The organism is Metabacillus hrfriensis (genome assembly GCF_030127205.1).
Taxonomy (GTDB): domain Bacteria; phylum Bacillota; class Bacilli; order Bacillales; family Bacillaceae; genus Bacillus_P; species Bacillus_P dongyingensis.
This window is the reverse complement of record NZ_CP126116.1, coordinates 4,309,197-4,325,129: the sequence shown is the minus strand read 5'-3', so window position 1 is coordinate 4,325,129 and position 15,933 is coordinate 4,309,197. Positions and strand designations below refer to the sequence as shown.

General features: G+C 38.5%; 11 protein-coding genes. 8 read left to right on the top strand and 3 right to left on the bottom strand.

All coding sequences use genetic code 11. From position 1 onward, the window contains the following. The first annotated feature begins 246 nt into the window (after positions 1 to 246). The gene (locus QLQ22_RS21485; RefSeq protein ID WP_284016916.1) at positions 247 to 4,761 is read left to right on the top strand and encodes a cell wall-binding repeat-containing protein; all 4,515 of its coding nucleotides are present in this window, start codon (positions 247 to 249) and stop codon (positions 4,759 to 4,761) included. Between the two features lie 162 nt (positions 4,762 to 4,923). Continuing rightward, positions 4,924 to 5,676 carry a (S)-benzoin forming benzil reductase gene (locus QLQ22_RS21480; protein ID WP_223437947.1) on the top strand — a complete coding sequence of 251 codons (753 nt, stop codon included), beginning with the start codon at positions 4,924 to 4,926 and terminating at the stop codon, positions 5,674 to 5,676. A gap of 280 nt (positions 5,677 to 5,956) precedes the next feature. Here QLQ22_RS21480 and QLQ22_RS21475 read toward each other — a convergent pair whose 3' ends face one another. Next, the gene (locus QLQ22_RS21475) at positions 5,957 to 6,445 is read right to left on the bottom strand and encodes a DinB family protein (protein ID WP_252207357.1); all 489 of its coding nucleotides are present in this window, start codon (positions 6,443 to 6,445) and stop codon (positions 5,957 to 5,959) included. Between the two features lie 160 nt (positions 6,446 to 6,605). On the opposite strand from QLQ22_RS21475, the gene QLQ22_RS21470 reads away from it, so the two are divergent. Beyond that, positions 6,606 to 7,172, top strand: coding sequence for a hypothetical protein (locus QLQ22_RS21470; RefSeq protein ID WP_223437943.1), 567 nt, complete (start codon positions 6,606 to 6,608; stop codon positions 7,170 to 7,172). A gap of 129 nt (positions 7,173 to 7,301) precedes the next feature. Here QLQ22_RS21470 and QLQ22_RS21465 read toward each other — a convergent pair whose 3' ends face one another. Beyond that, complete coding sequence (locus tag QLQ22_RS21465; RefSeq protein ID WP_223437941.1) at positions 7,302 to 7,763, bottom strand: helix-turn-helix transcriptional regulator; 462 nt, start codon at positions 7,761 to 7,763, stop codon at positions 7,302 to 7,304. A 239-nt stretch (positions 7,764 to 8,002) separates the two neighbouring features. Here QLQ22_RS21465 and QLQ22_RS21460 point away from each other — a divergent pair, with 239 nt between their 5' ends. Then, a complete protein-coding gene (locus QLQ22_RS21460; RefSeq protein WP_223437939.1) occupies positions 8,003 to 8,536 on the top strand; it encodes an HD domain-containing protein in 534 nt (177 codons plus the stop codon). A gap of 299 nt (positions 8,537 to 8,835) precedes the next feature. Here QLQ22_RS21460 and QLQ22_RS21455 read toward each other — a convergent pair whose 3' ends face one another. After that, complete coding sequence (locus QLQ22_RS21455; RefSeq protein WP_284015522.1) at positions 8,836 to 10,020, bottom strand: ROK family transcriptional regulator; 1,185 nt, start codon at positions 10,018 to 10,020, stop codon at positions 8,836 to 8,838. 396 nt (positions 10,021 to 10,416) lie between these two features. Between QLQ22_RS21455 and yicI the strand changes: the two genes are divergently transcribed. From yicI to QLQ22_RS21435, 4 genes are all read left to right on the top strand, one after another. Next, complete coding sequence (gene yicI, locus QLQ22_RS21450) at positions 10,417 to 12,735, top strand: alpha-xylosidase (protein ID WP_284015521.1); 2,319 nt, start codon at positions 10,417 to 10,419, stop codon at positions 12,733 to 12,735. A gap of 49 nt (positions 12,736 to 12,784) precedes the next feature. Continuing rightward, a complete protein-coding gene (locus QLQ22_RS21445) occupies positions 12,785 to 14,077 on the top strand; it encodes an ABC transporter substrate-binding protein (protein ID WP_223437933.1) in 1,293 nt (430 codons plus the stop codon). 134 nt (positions 14,078 to 14,211) lie between these two features. Then, positions 14,212 to 15,072 (top strand): carbohydrate ABC transporter permease, encoded by an 861-nt coding sequence (locus QLQ22_RS21440; RefSeq protein WP_223437931.1) that lies wholly within the window; start codon positions 14,212 to 14,214, stop codon positions 15,070 to 15,072. Beyond that, the gene (locus QLQ22_RS21435) at positions 15,069 to 15,890 is read left to right on the top strand and encodes a carbohydrate ABC transporter permease (protein ID WP_252207355.1); all 822 of its coding nucleotides are present in this window, start codon (positions 15,069 to 15,071) and stop codon (positions 15,888 to 15,890) included. Before QLQ22_RS21440 ends, QLQ22_RS21435 begins: the two co-directional genes overlap by 4 nt. The last annotated feature ends 43 nt before the right edge of the window (positions 15,891 to 15,933 follow it).

Sequence of the window (15,933 nt, the reverse complement as noted above, 5' to 3'; positions counted from 1 at the left end):
ATATATTTAAAGAGTGCTAAATAACAAGGTTTATTTGGAGGTGTTCATTAATCGTCTGATTTAGAACGAAGGAGCCTTTCCGATGGATGATGTATTAGGACGTGTTTCGCAGTAAGCGCTTACATTTTGTGGGGCCATCATCACTTTCCGGTTTTTAGTTTAGCGGCAGCTAAAATAAGCGGATAAAGGGTACATATGCTTATTTTGCAATTTTATTAAATTTGAGGAGGAATCAGGTTGAAGATTATGAAAAAGCAGTTGTTCATTCTGACAACAATTTTGGCATTGCTTGTCAGTTATATTGTTCCATTTAGCACGACTGTATCAGCGGCAGCCAATTTAACAGTGCAAGAAGCGATCGCCAATAACTCCGGTACAGGTACTGTAGAAGGATATATAGTCGGTTATACAAACAGTGGCACCAGCTATGATTTTGAAGCGCCTTTTAGCGCTGATACAAATTTTGCTATAGCAGACAAGGCAGATGAAACGGATCCGGCAAAAATTCTTCCTGTTCAATTGCCAACAGCGCTGCGGGCAAAATTCGGTCTGAAAACGAATCCTGATATAGTGGGCAAAAAAGTCATTATTACTGGATCATTAGAAGCTTATTTTTCAGTTCCAGGACTTAAAAACCCTACTGCTATGAATTTCGATGGCGAAACACCTGAGGAACCGAAGCCATTTGAAGGAATTGAAGGCTTGCGAATTCATGATATCCAAGGTGCCGGCCATGTTTCACCTTATCAATCACAGAACGTAAAAGCAGTTGAAGGTGTAGCAACCCATGTAGTCGATGCAAGCAACTTCTATATGCAGGATGCGTCACCTGATGATAATGCAAACACATCAGAGGCTGTTCTTGTTTACAAACCGTCACACGGCATAAAAGCCGGTGATCTAGTTTCAGTAGATGGACAAGTAAAGGAATGGGTCCTGGATGGCTATGCAGAGAAGCTTGAAACGGACCTTGCCATGACAGAAATCAATGCTCAGTACGGAAATGTAACTATTAAGTCAAGCGGTCAAGCATTGCCAGCTGCTGTCACCATCGGCAAAGATGCGATTCCTCCGACTGAAGTAATCGACAATGACCAATTGGGCACATTCGATCCGCAGGAAGATGGAATTGATTTTTATGAAAGCTTGGAAGGTATGCGTGTTTCTCTTGAAAGTCCGACTGTTACCGGTCCGCAAAAGTATGGTGAAGTACCTGTCATTACAGGAAAAGAAGAAGGAAAAGCCTATACAAAAGAAGGCGCGCCTTTACTAACTAAAGATAATCAAAACCCAGAGAAAATGTTCTTATTATTAGATAACCGCAGCTATGCGGCAAAAGCCGGAGATCAGTTCAGCGGAACTGTTACAGGTGTTGTGAGCTACAGCTTCAGCAACTTTAAGATTCTAGTAAAAGAAACAAATCTGCCTGAATTGACAGAGCGAGAAGTTACATCAGATGTTACAATAATCGAAAAAGAAGAAGATAAATTAACGATTGCAGGCTATAACATCGAAAACTTTGCAGCAGCAGATACGGAAAAACGCGATAAGCTTGCTAAATCTGTTGTTAACAACTTAAAATCTCCAGACATTATCGGTTTGGTAGAAGTGCTGGATGAAAGCGGCGAAACAGATGACGGGACAGTAAAAGGAGATGCAAACTACAAAGCGCTCAGCGATGCAATTGCTGCTAACGGCGGTCCTGCTTACGCATTTACTGAAATTGCACCAGAAGATAAAAAGGATGGCGGCGTTCCAGGAGGGAATATCCGTGTTGGATACCTGTACAATCCTGAAAGAGTCACTTTATCAGAAGGAACAAAAGGTGATGCAACAACGGCAGTAGCTTACGAAAATGGCTCATTGACATTAAATCCTGGACGAATCGATCCGACAAACCCGGCTTTTGAAGACAGCCGCAAGCCGCTTGCTGCACAATTCACCTTTAAAGGAGAAGATGTTATTGTCATCAATAACCATTTCAACTCTAAAGGCGGAGACCAGCCGCTATTCGGCAAAAATCAGCCTCCTGTATTGGGCAGCGAAGAACAGCGCCTGAAAATTGCTGAAATTGTTCATTCTTTTGTAAAAGATGTTCACGAAAAAAATGAAAATGCGAATGTAGTTGTAATGGGAGATTTAAATGACTTCGAATTCTCGGCACCGCTTCAAATCCTAAAAGGTTCTGAGCTTGCGAATTTAGTTGAAAGCCTTCCTGCAGCTGAACGCTATACGTATAACTACCAAGGCAACGCACAGGTTCTTGACCACATGCTGGCATCGAATCAACTGGCTGCCGGTGCAGAATATGATATTGTCAACTTTAACTCTCCATATATGGAAGAGCATGGCCGTGCAAGTGACCACGATGCTTATGTTGGACAGTTTGACCTATCTTCTGATGACGAGTTCAATCTTTCTATTATGCATACAAATGATACACATGCACACGTTGAAGGCTATCCTCGTTTAATCACAGCTGTAAACGAATTGCGGAGTCAAAAAGAGAACAGTTTACTTGTTGATGCAGGAGACGTTTTCTCAGGAACACTATACTTCCGCCAATATCTTGGACTGGCTGATCTGCATTTTATGAATCACCTGAACTATGACGCTATGACACTCGGAAATCATGAATTTGATAAAGACTCTAAAACACTTGCAAACTTTATAAATGAAATGAAATTCCCAATGGTGTCTTCAAACGTAAATGTTACAGCAGATGCTGATTTAGGTCCCCTTTTCAAAAATGAAATCGGAACACCTGGTGAAGGCGGAAACATCTATCCTGCCATCATCAAAGAAATAGATGGAGAAAAAGTAGGGATCTATGGATTAACAACACCTGATACGGCATTCCTTGCAAGCCCGGGAGAAAATGTTGTATTCGAAGATGTTGTTCAAAAATCAATAGAAACGATCGATATGCTTAAGTCAGAAGGCGTCAACAAAGTTATTGCCCTTTCTCATTTAGGGTATTCTCCAGACTTAAAGCTTGCTGAAGAAGTAGATGGAATTGACTTAATTGTAGGCGGCCACTCTCATACAAAATTGGATGCACCAGTTTTAATCGAGAAAGAAGAGCCTACTGTTATTGTTCAAGCCGGCGAATACTTAAACTTCCTTGGTTTAGTAGATGTGACATTTAACAAAGATGGTGTTGTAACTGGTCATAATGGTCAATTAGTTACACTTTCAAACTATGCTGAGGATGCTGCTGCAAAGGAAAAAGTTGAAGAATACAAAGTGCCGCTTGAAGAAATTAAGAACCAAGCAGTTGGAAATACTTCGGTTGAACTTAACGGAAAACGTGCAGATGTACGCACAAAAGAAACAAACTTAGGAAATCTTATTGCAGATGGAATGGTTGCGAAAGCAAATGAATCTGTAAAAACGCATATTGCTCTTCAAAACGGAGGAGGAATCCGTGAGTCCATCAATTCTGGAGAGATTACGCTTGGCGAGGTTCTGACAGTTTTGCCGTTTGGAAACAACTTGGTGACACTTGACCTCACAGGCCAGGAAATCCTGGATGCCCTTGAGCACAGTGTAAGCGGAGTAGAAACAGGAGAAGGACGTTTCCTGCAAGTATCAGGTATTAAATTCAAGTATGACATAACAAAGCCTGCCGGAGACCGGGTTTGGTTTGCTGAAGCGAAAACAGATAATGGATTTGAAGCAATTGATGCAAAGCAAACATATAGAGTTGCCACCAATGCATTTACAGCAGATGGCGGAGACGGCTATACGATGTTTAAAAAAGCTAAAGATGAAGGCCGTATGACAGAGTTATTTATAGTAGATTATGAGGTCTTTACATCATATCTTGCTAAGAACAATCCAGTTTCACCTGTTGTTGAAGGCAGAATTATTCAAGAAACAGAAGTAAATGAAACTCCTGTAAAACGCATTAAGGGTAAAAATCGTTATGAAACAGCTGTTGAAATCTCTAAAACAGGCTGGGAAACAGCGAAAACCGTTGTTCTTGCCCGCGGAGATTCTTTCCCTGACGCGCTTGCCGGTGCACCGCTTGCTTATAAGCTTAATGCACCAATATTGCTGACAGAAAAGGGATCATTAAATAGAGCAGCGAAAGAAGAAATCAAGCGCCTTGGTGCCGAGAAAGCAGTTATTCTTGGCGGAACAGGTGCAGTTAGCGACTATGTGAAATACCAGCTAAAAGGAATGGACTTAAAAGTGCAGCGTATTGGCGGAGATAACCGCTTTGAAACAGCAGCAAACATTGCAGCTGTTCTAGGCGGAGCACCTGAAAAAGCGATCATAGCAAATGGAAGGAATTTCCCTGATGCGCTATCAATAGCTTCTTATGCAGCGCTTAAAGGATATCCAGTCCTATTAACGGATTCTAATTTGCTTCCAGCAGCTTCAAAGAAAGCATTAAAAAATATAGACAGCACAATCGTAGTAGGCGGTGAAGCTGCAGTAAATGCTAAAGTATTCAAGCAGCTTGAAAAACCTGAACGCTATTACGGAAAAAACAGATACGGAACAGCTGCTGCCATTGCGACAGAGCTCAATCCATCAAATAAGGTGTTTATTACAACAGGCGAGGACTTTGCGGATGCACTTGCCGGATCTGTACTTGCAGCCAAAGAAAATGCATCAATGCTTCTAGTTAAGCCTAAATACATTCCTTTTGAAACAGAAGCAGCATTAGCGGCGATCAAAGCTGATGAATTTAACGTTCTTGGCGGAGAAAATGCGGTAAGTGAAGAGATAGTCAATCAGTTAAAAAAGTAATAGGCAAGAAATTAAGCTGCCGGGAGATTCCCGGCAGTTTTTTAGTATAAGCATTTCTTTAATGCAGCAAACAATGTCAGCTGAAAATAATTTAGAATCTAATTTCTATTAGACAGCTTAAAACTTTGATAAAATACAGGATAAGAAGGAAGGGGCGATACTATGAATACGACGATTATTACTGGTGCATCCCGGGGACTCGGAGAAGCCATTGTAAAACAGCTGCTGAAACCCAACCATCAAATTATTTATCTTTCAAGGTCTGAGAATAAAGAACTAAGACGTCTTGCTGTTGAAAAAGATGCTGCTCTGCAATTTGTAGCATGCGATTTATCAAACGCTCCTCATGTTGAAGCAGCGATCCCTGAAATTTTCGAAAAAATTGATTTGAATGCTGCAGAAAGGATCACCCTGATTAACAATGCGGGTACGGTTGACCCTATGAAGCCTGTGGGGAAAGCAGAAGCGGCTGAACTTGAAGCGCATGTCCAGCTGAATTTGATCGCACCAATGGTATTATCAAATGCTTTTGCAGATAAAACCAGGAATATAGAAGCCGAAAAAGTGGTAGTCAATATTTCATCTGGCGCTGCCAACAATCCAATCTACGGATGGAATGCTTACTGCAGCTCAAAGGCTGGGCTTGATATGTTCACTAAAGCTTTTGGACTTGAACAGAAACAAGAACAGCATCCTGTCACTGTCCTATCATTTTCACCGGGAATTATGGACACAGATATGCAGGGAAATATCCGTAATACACTGCCTGAGGATTTTGCAGAAGTGGCAAGGTTTCAAGAATATCATGAATCAGGGAAGCTTAGATCCGCTGAATTTGTAGCAAGTGAACTGCTTAAGTTATTAAACGGTCCAATTGAAAATGGAAGAGTATATGACATAAAAGAACTTATATAATAACAGAGCGGAGCATCCTGACATGGGTGTTCCGTTTCTTTATACTTGCCTGGCTCCCCGCTCAGCCGCCAGAACATCTCTGCAAAAAAAAGTCAAGCCCGGACTTTTCTGTCAAAGACTTATCTGTCTGTCGGGGCAAAACGGGAGATTCCGCTTTTCTATTGTCTAGCTCCGCCTCCTAACTCCTCCCAGAACGCTCCGCCAGTAAAAGCAAAACCGGCTTTTACTGACGGATCCTTTTCTGTCTAGGAGTTAAGCAGCCGGCTCTCCTTTTCGTGTATCAAGACACACTAAGTTCCTTTTTCCAACTTCCTTGGAGTTTACGGATAAGGATAATTTGACCGACATGACTTGCATTGTGGATGGTTACATTCAGCAAAACGGAAATCCACGGCTCTTTATTATCTTCTCGAACGGATGATTGAAGTTCTTCTTCCGACAATTTTTCAAGTTCCTCTATCCATTCTTTTATGACCAGAAAAAGCTTCTCCTTTTGGTCATGCCAATTATCACCATCTTTGATGATGAAGGTATCTTCATTAGCAGGGTGACTGTTTGACAAAGGCTCTTTTTTAAAAAGTTGAAGATGTCTTGTGTTATAGAAAACCAGATGATTAATAATCTCCCAAATCGAATGAATGTTTTCCTCTTGTTTCCACGAGGCTTGTTCTTCGGTTAAATCCTTTAGGGCTGTTTCAAGGGAGGCAAACCAATTATCTTCAAAAAAGCAGGCTGTTAGTTGTTCTTTGAAAATTTCATTTGAATTCATTCTTCTCATCTCCTTTTAGAAGAATTTCCACAAGTCACTCCGTTTTCCCTTTAGAATTCTATTAAAATAATTTTCACATGATTTCACATAATTCTCTTATTATGTTACGGAATCAGTTGGACATGATAAGGAAGATAGACGAAAAAGGAGTGATGGAAAAATGAAAAACAAGAAATGGCTTATTGCTTTTACTGCACTGGCACTTGTCATTCCAACAACTGCAATGGCAAACACAGAAAAATGGCAGATCAGTGAGCAGCATGAGCCTGCAAATGATGAAGGAATGAAGAAGGACTGGCATGAGACAAAAGCTGAACGGGAGCAAAAGATTCTTGAATTAGTAAGTAAGTATTCACCTGAAACGAAACAAGAATGGGAGAATGTATTTAAGGAGAGAGAAGAGCTTTTCAAGCAGCTGGATAAAACAGGTTTAAGAGAGATGCATCATGCACTTAGAGAAAAGAGAAAACAGGAAATAGCAGAGCTTGAAGAGAAAGTGAAAAAAGGTGAAATAACGAAGGAACAAATGAAAGAGAAGATGGAAGCTTTCAGAGAACATAAAATAAAACACCATCAAGGAAGACAAGAGATGAGAGAGCAGTGGAAGAAAGCAATCGACAGCAAGGACAAAGCCAAAATCAAAGAAATGCTGAATGCAAAATTACAGCAGATGAAAGAACACAATCAGAAGATGAAAACACTAATGAATGAGCAAACAAAAGGATAAACAGCGGTCTGGGACGTCCAAATGGCGTCCCTTTTCTATATCCTCAATATCAACATGATTTTTAATGATTTTCCCTAGGGCAACTCATTAAAATTGACATATATATATTAAAGACAAACTCTAAAATCGTCAGGTTAAATGGATATCTGTCAGCTCATTCAGCTTATTTTCCATTTCTGTCCGGTCAAAGGAAGAGTACCAGCGATAATCGTCTTCATCAATGATCCGAAAATGGAAGCTGATCACATTTTGCTGGAGTTTGAATCCTTTGATCTGATTAACATCCTTCCACCATATTTTTCCACCAAGTGTCTTTTCCTTGCGGGTCTGCATTTTTTGATGAGCAACGAGCTGCAGAATATCTAAGGGGTCACCGCCTGTAGTCTGCTGAAGAATGCTGCTGTGTCTGAAGAGAGCACACAATGCAACGATCGTTGACCATGATGCTTCCTGCCGTCCCTTTTCAATCTGCACGAGCGTTTTTTTGGAGAGCCCAAGTACTTCAGCCATTTCTTCCTGTGTGTAACGGGATTCAGTCCGGATTAGAAGCATTTTTTTAGATAGATTGGCGGTTAGTTCGTGTTTTTTCATGAAAGAGCTCCTTTTCCCTTGATATAGTGTAATTCTACACGAAATGAAAGGCAACTCAAGTATACCTGCTTAAAATATTTAAGAAGTTAGATAGATTTGGTTATCATGTCATACAATATAACAGGATTGTTGCGGCAAATGCCGTATTATGTTAATGTATACAGAAATATTTTTTAAAATACTTCAGCTTTATTATATAGAAATTACCGGTTTCAAACTATTTACAGGGAGGAGATTACATGCGAAATGTAACATTGACAGAGGTTTATTCCCATCCAATTGCTCAAAAATATTTACAGCGTTCAGGAGTAGCGCATGCAATTGCAGTAACCTACCATGCATATAGATTAGCCATTCAGCACGGTGTAGATCCCGATCTTGCAACCAAGGCAGCCCTGCTTCATGATATTGGGCATTATGAGTGGTACACAGATGGGGAATGGGATTATGAAAAGTATAAAGAGAATGATATACATGCGATAAAAGGTGCAGAACGTGCCCATAAGCTTTTGATCCGTCTTGGGGAGGACCCGCAATCTGCTAAACAGATCGCATTGGCCATTTTGCTGCATACAGATTCTTACCTGCCGGAAGGCTCGCTTAATCAAAATTCACTTCAAAAAGTAGTTCGCTTAGCTGATGAAATGGATGAGGAACCAGGCGGAGGCCATCATTACCGGACAATTAGCGAAAAGACTGCATTAAAGAAAATTCAAAAGCTAGATGAAAAAATCAATCAGCTGCAAAGTCCCACCTTGAAAAAATCGGTTTAAATGGTAAAAATCCACCCAAGGAAATGGTGGATTTGATTTGTTTTATTGACTGAATATTTTTCCCGTTGAATCTACGCAGACTGATTGAACAATTGTTCTTTCAAAGATATCTCCATTTTTAGTTTTTCCTCTTATATCAACCGTTATATTATTGATTCCTTCCTGCTTTAGCCCTAGTCCGACACCCGATTGTTTTTTTGATTTTATGTACGTTTTTGTTTGCTTCTCTGAATGAAGAGAATAAATGAAGAAAAAACGAACTTGTTTTTTCTAAAGTTCGTTTTTTATGCAGCTAAATATTATTTTGAAGCTGGATGTGAGCTGTCACTTAACATATTTTGGAATGAGAAATGCTTGATATCCAAAAAAGATGTGCTGTTTACATGTACGCCGCCTAACAGAGTGGCTTTTTCCCGTAAAGTTGAACTTTTGATAATCGTATCGCTATTCATTTTATTGTTGATTTTTTCCTTTATAGAGCCGACCAATCCATCTATATCACTTGTAAACCGGCTGTTGAGAATAAAGACATCGGGATCGAAGGCTGTAAAGATGTTATTTACACTAATGCTTATATAATTGATAAAAGTATTCACGATGTCTAATGCTTCCTGTTCATTATTTTTGTAATCGAGAATAAGCTGTTCAAATGTTAATTGTTTTTGCCCTTTCTTTTTACGGTACACCTCTAGAAGTCGTTTCTCAGAAGCGTATTGTTCAATACAGCCTCTGTTTCCGCAAGGGCATTTTCTTCCGTTTTGATGCACAATCATATGTCCAATTTCTCCGCCATATCCCTTTGAGCCTCTAAACAATTCATCGTTAACGATAATTCCGGCACCTACCCCAGTATGAACACTGATGCTAACGAAATTTGGTACATTGGTTAAAAATATTTTCTCCCCTAAAGCAGACAAATTTGCTTCATTTTCCAATCTTACTGGAATCGTGAAAACCTTTTCGAGATTTTCTACTAAATTTAAACCTTCGAAATTATAGTATGGAGCAAATACGATTTGATTATCATTTACAATTCCATGAATACCTATACAAATACCGATAACACCATAGGTAGTGTGCGGAGCCTGCTCTAGATAATAAGTAATGAGGTCTTTAAGTTCTTTCATGACGGTCCGCTTATTAATGATGATTTCATCAATGTTTTTTTGCAAAATGATTGTTCCGTCTAAATAAGTAAGAATAGATGAGAGATAATTGTCACCTAAATCGATACTAAGGGATAATGCCGCTTTCTCATTAAACGTCACCATAATCGGTTTTCTTCCCCCGCTACTCTCACCAATCCCAATTTCTTTTACTAGGTCTTTTTCTAAAAGATTGTTAACAATAGATGATACGGTTGCTTTATTTAATCCGCACAGCTTGGAAATATCTGCTCGTGAAATTGTACCTTGTTGAATGATTATTTCAAGAACGAGATTCTCATTCATCTCACGAATGTAATATCTATCTGCCACCTTCATAATACTCCTCCAAAATGAAACGTTTTTTCTAAAGAATATCCGGTTTATATAATAAGTTTAATATCCAAACTAACTTTTGGCAATGAATTAACAAAAAAATGATAAATATTTCATAAAAACACCTTGTTAAATCTCGGTTTTGTTATTAATTTCTTATATTTAATAGGGAATTTATTAAAAAAATATCATGGTATCCTTATTTTATTGCAAAAAAACATTTATTTTTTTGTTGAAAGTAAACGCTTGCAAGTGAAAATAACGTGTGATAGAATTTTCTCGTAAAGTTAGTTTAATCAACGAACGAAGATGAGGCTGAAATACGGGGTTTAGATCTATTCTTTTTATTGATATTACTTGATTTCTACTCTAAAGCTAATACAAAAAGGGGGATTGGACATGAAGTTCTCTAATGGAAACTGGTTAAATAAGGAAGGTTATATCCTGCAATATCCAATGGAAGTATATGATGTTCGAAAAACAGAGAAGGACCTGACGATATATGCTCCTTTCGATCATATCGTTCACAGAGGAAAAACGTTAGATGGCGGTATGATGACCATTCAATTATCTTCACCAATAGAAGATGTGATTTGTGTGAAAATGTTTCATCACTTGGGGAGCAACAACAAGGGACCTCATTTTGAATTAAATAAAAAAGATGTATCGATCGAAATAGAAGAAACCGAAGATGACATAGTATTTTCCAGTGGCAGCCTGCATGCAAAGTTCAACAAAAAAGATGTATGGAATCTAGGATTTTATAATAATGAAAAGCAATTAACCTCTAGTGAAAGTAAAGCGATGAGTTATATATTAACCGATCAAAAAAATGCCCACATGCGCGAACAGCTGTCCATGGATGTTGGCGAATTGATTTACGGATTAGGGGAAAGATTCACTGCGTTTGTGAAAAATGGCCAAACCGTTGATATCTGGAATGAAGATGGAGGAACAGGCAGCGAACAGGCCTATAAGAATATTCCATTTTATATGAGCAATAAGGGGTATGGCGTCTTTGTGAACCATCCCGAAAAAGTATCCTTTGAGGTTGGTTCAGAAAAAGTATCTAAATTGCAGTTCAGTGTAGAAGGAGAATGTCTCGAATACTATATTATTAATGGTCCGACCATGAAAGATGTTTTGGGGAAATACACAACTTTGACTGGAAAACCGAGTCTGCCGCCTGCCTGGACATTTGGTTTATGGTTAAGTACGTCTTTTACAACAAATTACAATGAAGAAACAGTAAATAGTTTCATAGATGGAATGATTGAAAGAGATATTCCTTTAGATGTTTTCCATTTTGATTGTTTTTGGATGAAAGAATTTGAATGGTGCAACTTTGAGTGGGACAATCGTGTTTTCCCTAATCCAGAAACTATGTTAAAGAGATTAAAAGATAAAGGATTAAAAATTTGTTTATGGATTAATCCGTATATTGGTCAAAAGTCCCAGTTGTTTACAGAGGGAATGGAAAAAGGATACTTGTTGAAACGGCCAGATGGAAGCGTTTGGCAATGGGATAAATGGCAAGCTGGTCAAGGTATTGTCGATTTTACCAATCCGGATGCCTGCAGATGGTTTGAAGAAAAGTTAGAAGCGCTCATCGATATGGGGGTAGATTCCTTTAAAACAGATTTTGGCGAACGGATACCAACCGACGTCGTTTACTTTGATGGATCAGATCCTATGAAAATGCATAACTATTATACTTATTTATACAACGAAGTGGTTTTTAAATTATTAGAGCGTAAGTTTGGAAAAGATCAGGCAGCTGTATTTGCTCGTTCGGCTACAGTTGGCAGCCAAAAGTTTCCTGTTCATTGGGGTGGGGATTGCTGGTCTACATATCCATCTATGGCTGAATCCTTACGTGGCGGATTGTCATTCAGTTTATCCGGTTTTAGCTATTGGAGCCATGATATTTCTGGATTTGAACATGGCACGACTCCAGACTTATACAAGCGCTGGACGCAATTTGGTTTATTGTCCTCCCATAGCCGCTATCACGGAAATACAGAATACAAAGTGCCTTGGATTTACGATGATGAAGCGGTTGATGTAACAAGGGCCTTTACGAAATTAAAAAACAGCCTAATGCCATATTTATATCGGAATGCATGTGAATCAGCTCAAACCGGTGTACCGATGATGAGGCCAATGGTACTTGAATTTCCGGATGATGAAACATGTCATTATTTAGATAGACAATATATGTTTGGTGATTCACTATTGGTTGCACCAATTTTCAATGAAAAGGGAATTGTTAAATACTACCTTCCAGACGGTAAATGGACAAACTTCTTGACTAATGAAGCGATACAAGGAGAGAAGTGGCATACCGAGGAACACGGTTACATGAGCTTGCCGTTCATGGCAAGAGAAAACTCAATCATACCTGTTGGAGCTATCGATAGCAAAGCAGAATATGACTATGCAGATGGAGTGACTTTCCATGTGTTTGAATTAGCAGATGGAAAAGGAACTGCAGCAGATATTTATAACATTCATGGTGAAAAAGCAGGTAGTGTAACCGCAATCAAAGAAGGCAGCAAGATTTCGTTCAGAGCAAACAATATGCCTGATTCTTATAGTATTTTATTACGCAATGTTGAAAAAGTAGATTCAGTAAGTAATGGCAAAATGACTTATACAGAACAAGGAACTTTAATAACAACAAAAGATGAAGCCGTACAAATTTATTTGTCAGAATAATGATAATAATTAATAAAATAATTTCCATATACTAAAGGAGCGAAATTTAATGAAAAAAAGAACTGCATTATTATTAAGCAGTGTACTCAGTGTTTCGTTAGTAGCAACGGCATGTTCATCTTCAAATGTAACAAAAGGAGGGTCTGACGATAAAGTAGTAGTTGATGTTTTCAATATAAAAGTTGAAACAAAAAAACAGCTTGATGAATTAGTAGAAACATATGAAAGTCAAAATAAAAATGTTGATATCAATGTTACTACTGTTGGCGGCGGTCAGGATGCACCAGCAGCATTACAAGCAAAATTCTCTTCAGGTGATGAACCTTCCATTTTTATGATGGGCGGATTAAATGATGCGAAAAAGTGGCAAAAGACTTTATTGGATGTTTCAGAAACGGAAGCAGCAAAGCTTGCGATTGAAGGAACATTAGGGGGAGCAACCATTGATGGAGTTTCATATGGCTTGCCTTATAACATTGAAGGTTTTGGCTGGATGGTCAACAAGGAAATCTTCAAAAAGGCAGGAATTGAAGTTGAATCCATCCAATCATTTGCGGATTTCGAAAACGCAGTTAAAACAATTGATTCAAAAAAGAAAGAATTAGGAATTGATGCGGTATTTGCTTTCAGTGCCAAAGAAAACTGGGTTGTTTCTCAATACTCTAGTAATTTTATGTCATTAGCGTACGAAAATGATTTAAATGCGGCACTTGAAGCTGAAAAACCTTCATTTGAGTATGGTAATCAATTTAATCAATACACTGATTTAATGAACAAATATAACCTTCAGCCGATAGTATCCATCGATTATAGTACATCTGTGGAAGAAAAATTCGCTAATGGAAAAGTTGCAATTATTCATCAAGGGAACTGGATTATTCCGACTTTAGATGGTATTGATGAAACATTCTCTCAAGAGAAATTAGCTTTAGTCCCAATGTTCTTAAAAGATGGTGAACCAGGCACTGTTGCAGCAGGTCCTTCATGGTTCTGGGGCATCAACAAAAATGAAGATGAGAAAGTTGTTGAAGAATCAAAAAAATTCTTAGACTGGGTGTATACATCTAAGGAAGGAAAAAAATCATTAATAGAAGATTTTAAATATATTCCTGCATACAAAGGCAATGACGCAGATTCTATTAAAGATCCAGTTTCAAAAGTAATTTATCAGCATTTATCGGACGGAAACAACACAGTTTGGATTCATGGCAGCTATCCGAATGGCTGGTTCCAAAGCGGTCTTCATCCAGAATTCCAAAAATATCTAACTGGCGATATTACATGGGATGAGTTTACAAAATCAGCATCTAAATCTTGGGAAGAGCTGCGCAGCAACGAATAAATAATGAGGAAGACTTAAAAACCAAATGTGTCTGACCCCACAAAAACAATATTTATTGCTTTTAGGAACACTGGATATTGAGAGTGGAAGTCGGACCCTTTTTGATTCAGTCTCGTCTTAGGAGGTTCATTACAGTGAGTAATAAAAGCGTTTCCTATTGGGCCTTTCTATCACTGTGTCTAGCAGCTCTATTTATAGTTCTTGCTATGCCTTTGATTATGGGCATCTATTATTCATTTACTAATTGGGATGGAAATTATGTGGATAAATTTGTCGGTTTGGATAATTATAAACGTCTGCTGACAGATGAAGGATTTATGAATTCATTAGTTTTTACAGGAAAGTTTGCCGTTGCAGCTGTCATTGGCATTAACGTTATCGGATTAGCGTTAGCTTTGCTGGTTACCCAGAAATTTAAACTTAATACAGCGCTGCGTACGGCGTTTTTTATGCCAAACCTGATTGGCGGAATTATATTGGGTTTCATCTGGCAGTTTATTTTTATTAAATCATTTGAATCCATTTCCGGTATTACCGGATTCTCCTTCTTGTCCGGCTGGCTTTCAACGACAGAAACCGGATTCTGGGGTCTTGTCATTTTATATGTCTGGCAAATGGCTGGATATATAATGATTATCTACATTTCATTTTTAAATAATATCCCTGAAGAACTCTTAGAGGCAGCAGAGATTGATGGTGCTAATTCCTGGCAGCGTTTTTGGAGAATTAAATTTCCAATGCTGGCGCCAGCTTTTACAGTTAGCTTATTCTTGACCCTATCTGGGGCGTTTAAAGTATATGATCAGAATATGGCCTTAACAGCAGGCGGTCCATTCAATTCAACTGAAATGACGGCTATGAATATTTATAACACAGCATTCGGTATTCAAGACATGTCATATGCACAGGCGAAAGCTGTTGTATTCTTAATTATTATCGTCATCATTTCTATAGTGCAAATTTATATTACGAGAAAAAGGGAGGTAGAACTGTGAGAAGCAAAAAGGTTCTTCCAGCTGTCATTGGTATAGTCGGTGTTATAACGGCTTTAGTATGGCTTTATCCATTTTATCTCGTGCTGGTTAACTCCTTAAAGGCAAAGAAAGAGATTTTTGTCAATACTTTAGGCATTCCTCAACAACCAGTTATCGATAACTATTTAGAAGCTTTCGTTGAATTGGATTTCGTAAGAAGTATGATGAATTCCGTCATTATTACCGTTGTAAGCGTATTTGTCTTAGTAGTTTGCGCCTCAATGGCTGCCTACGCTCTATCTCGTAATAATAGTAAAGTAAGTTCATTTATTTATTTCCTTTTTGCAGTGGCAATGCTGATTCCATTCCAAGCGATCATGATTCCGCTTATGACGAGTTTTGGCAGTGTTGGTATGCTGAATCGCGTAGGCCTAGTGTTCATGTATTTAGGATTAGGCAGCAGTATGGCAATCTTTTTATACTACGGCGCACTTAGGTCGATCCCAAAATCCTTGGATGAGGCTGCGACTATTGATGGCTGCAATAAATTGCAAATCTATTGGTATATTATCTTGCCTATGTTAAAACCAACGACTGTTACGGTCATTGTTCTTAATTCTATCTGGTTCTGGAATGATTACTTGTTGCCGTCACTTGTTATTAATAAAGAAGGGATGTATACCATTCCTTTGAAAATGTTCTATTTTTTTGGAGAGTTTTCAAAACAATGGCACTTAGCACTTGCAGCATTATTGATTGCTATTCTTCCTGTCATCATCCTATACATGTTCCTGCAGAAGCATATTATTAAAGGTGTTTCGGATGGTGCTGTTAAATAGTGAAGAGATGTTATGGTTGAGCAATTTATTTTGAAAAGTGCAA

What these genes read in the sequence shown, in the direction of transcription:
- QLQ22_RS21475 (WP_252207357.1), bottom strand. Translation starts at nt 6,445, where the DNA reads ATGAATTCAAATGAAATTTTCAAAGAACAACTAACAGCCTGCTTTTTT.
- QLQ22_RS21485 (WP_284016916.1), top strand. Translation starts at nt 247, where the DNA reads ATGAAAAAGCAGTTGTTCATTCTGACAACAATTTTGGCATTGCTTGTC.
- QLQ22_RS21455 (WP_284015522.1), bottom strand. Translation starts at nt 10,020, where the DNA reads ATGAAGGTGGCAGATAGATATTACATTCGTGAGATGAATGAGAATCTC.
- QLQ22_RS21470 (WP_223437943.1), top strand. Translation starts at nt 6,606, where the DNA reads ATGAAAAACAAGAAATGGCTTATTGCTTTTACTGCACTGGCACTTGTC.
- QLQ22_RS21460 (WP_223437939.1), top strand. Translation starts at nt 8,003, where the DNA reads ATGCGAAATGTAACATTGACAGAGGTTTATTCCCATCCAATTGCTCAA.
- QLQ22_RS21465 (WP_223437941.1), bottom strand. Translation starts at nt 7,763, where the DNA reads ATGAAAAAACACGAACTAACCGCCAATCTATCTAAAAAAATGCTTCTA.
- QLQ22_RS21445 (WP_223437933.1), top strand. Translation starts at nt 12,785, where the DNA reads ATGAAAAAAAGAACTGCATTATTATTAAGCAGTGTACTCAGTGTTTCG.
- QLQ22_RS21480 (WP_223437947.1), top strand. Translation starts at nt 4,924, where the DNA reads ATGAATACGACGATTATTACTGGTGCATCCCGGGGACTCGGAGAAGCC.
- yicI (WP_284015521.1), top strand. Translation starts at nt 10,417, where the DNA reads ATGAAGTTCTCTAATGGAAACTGGTTAAATAAGGAAGGTTATATCCTG.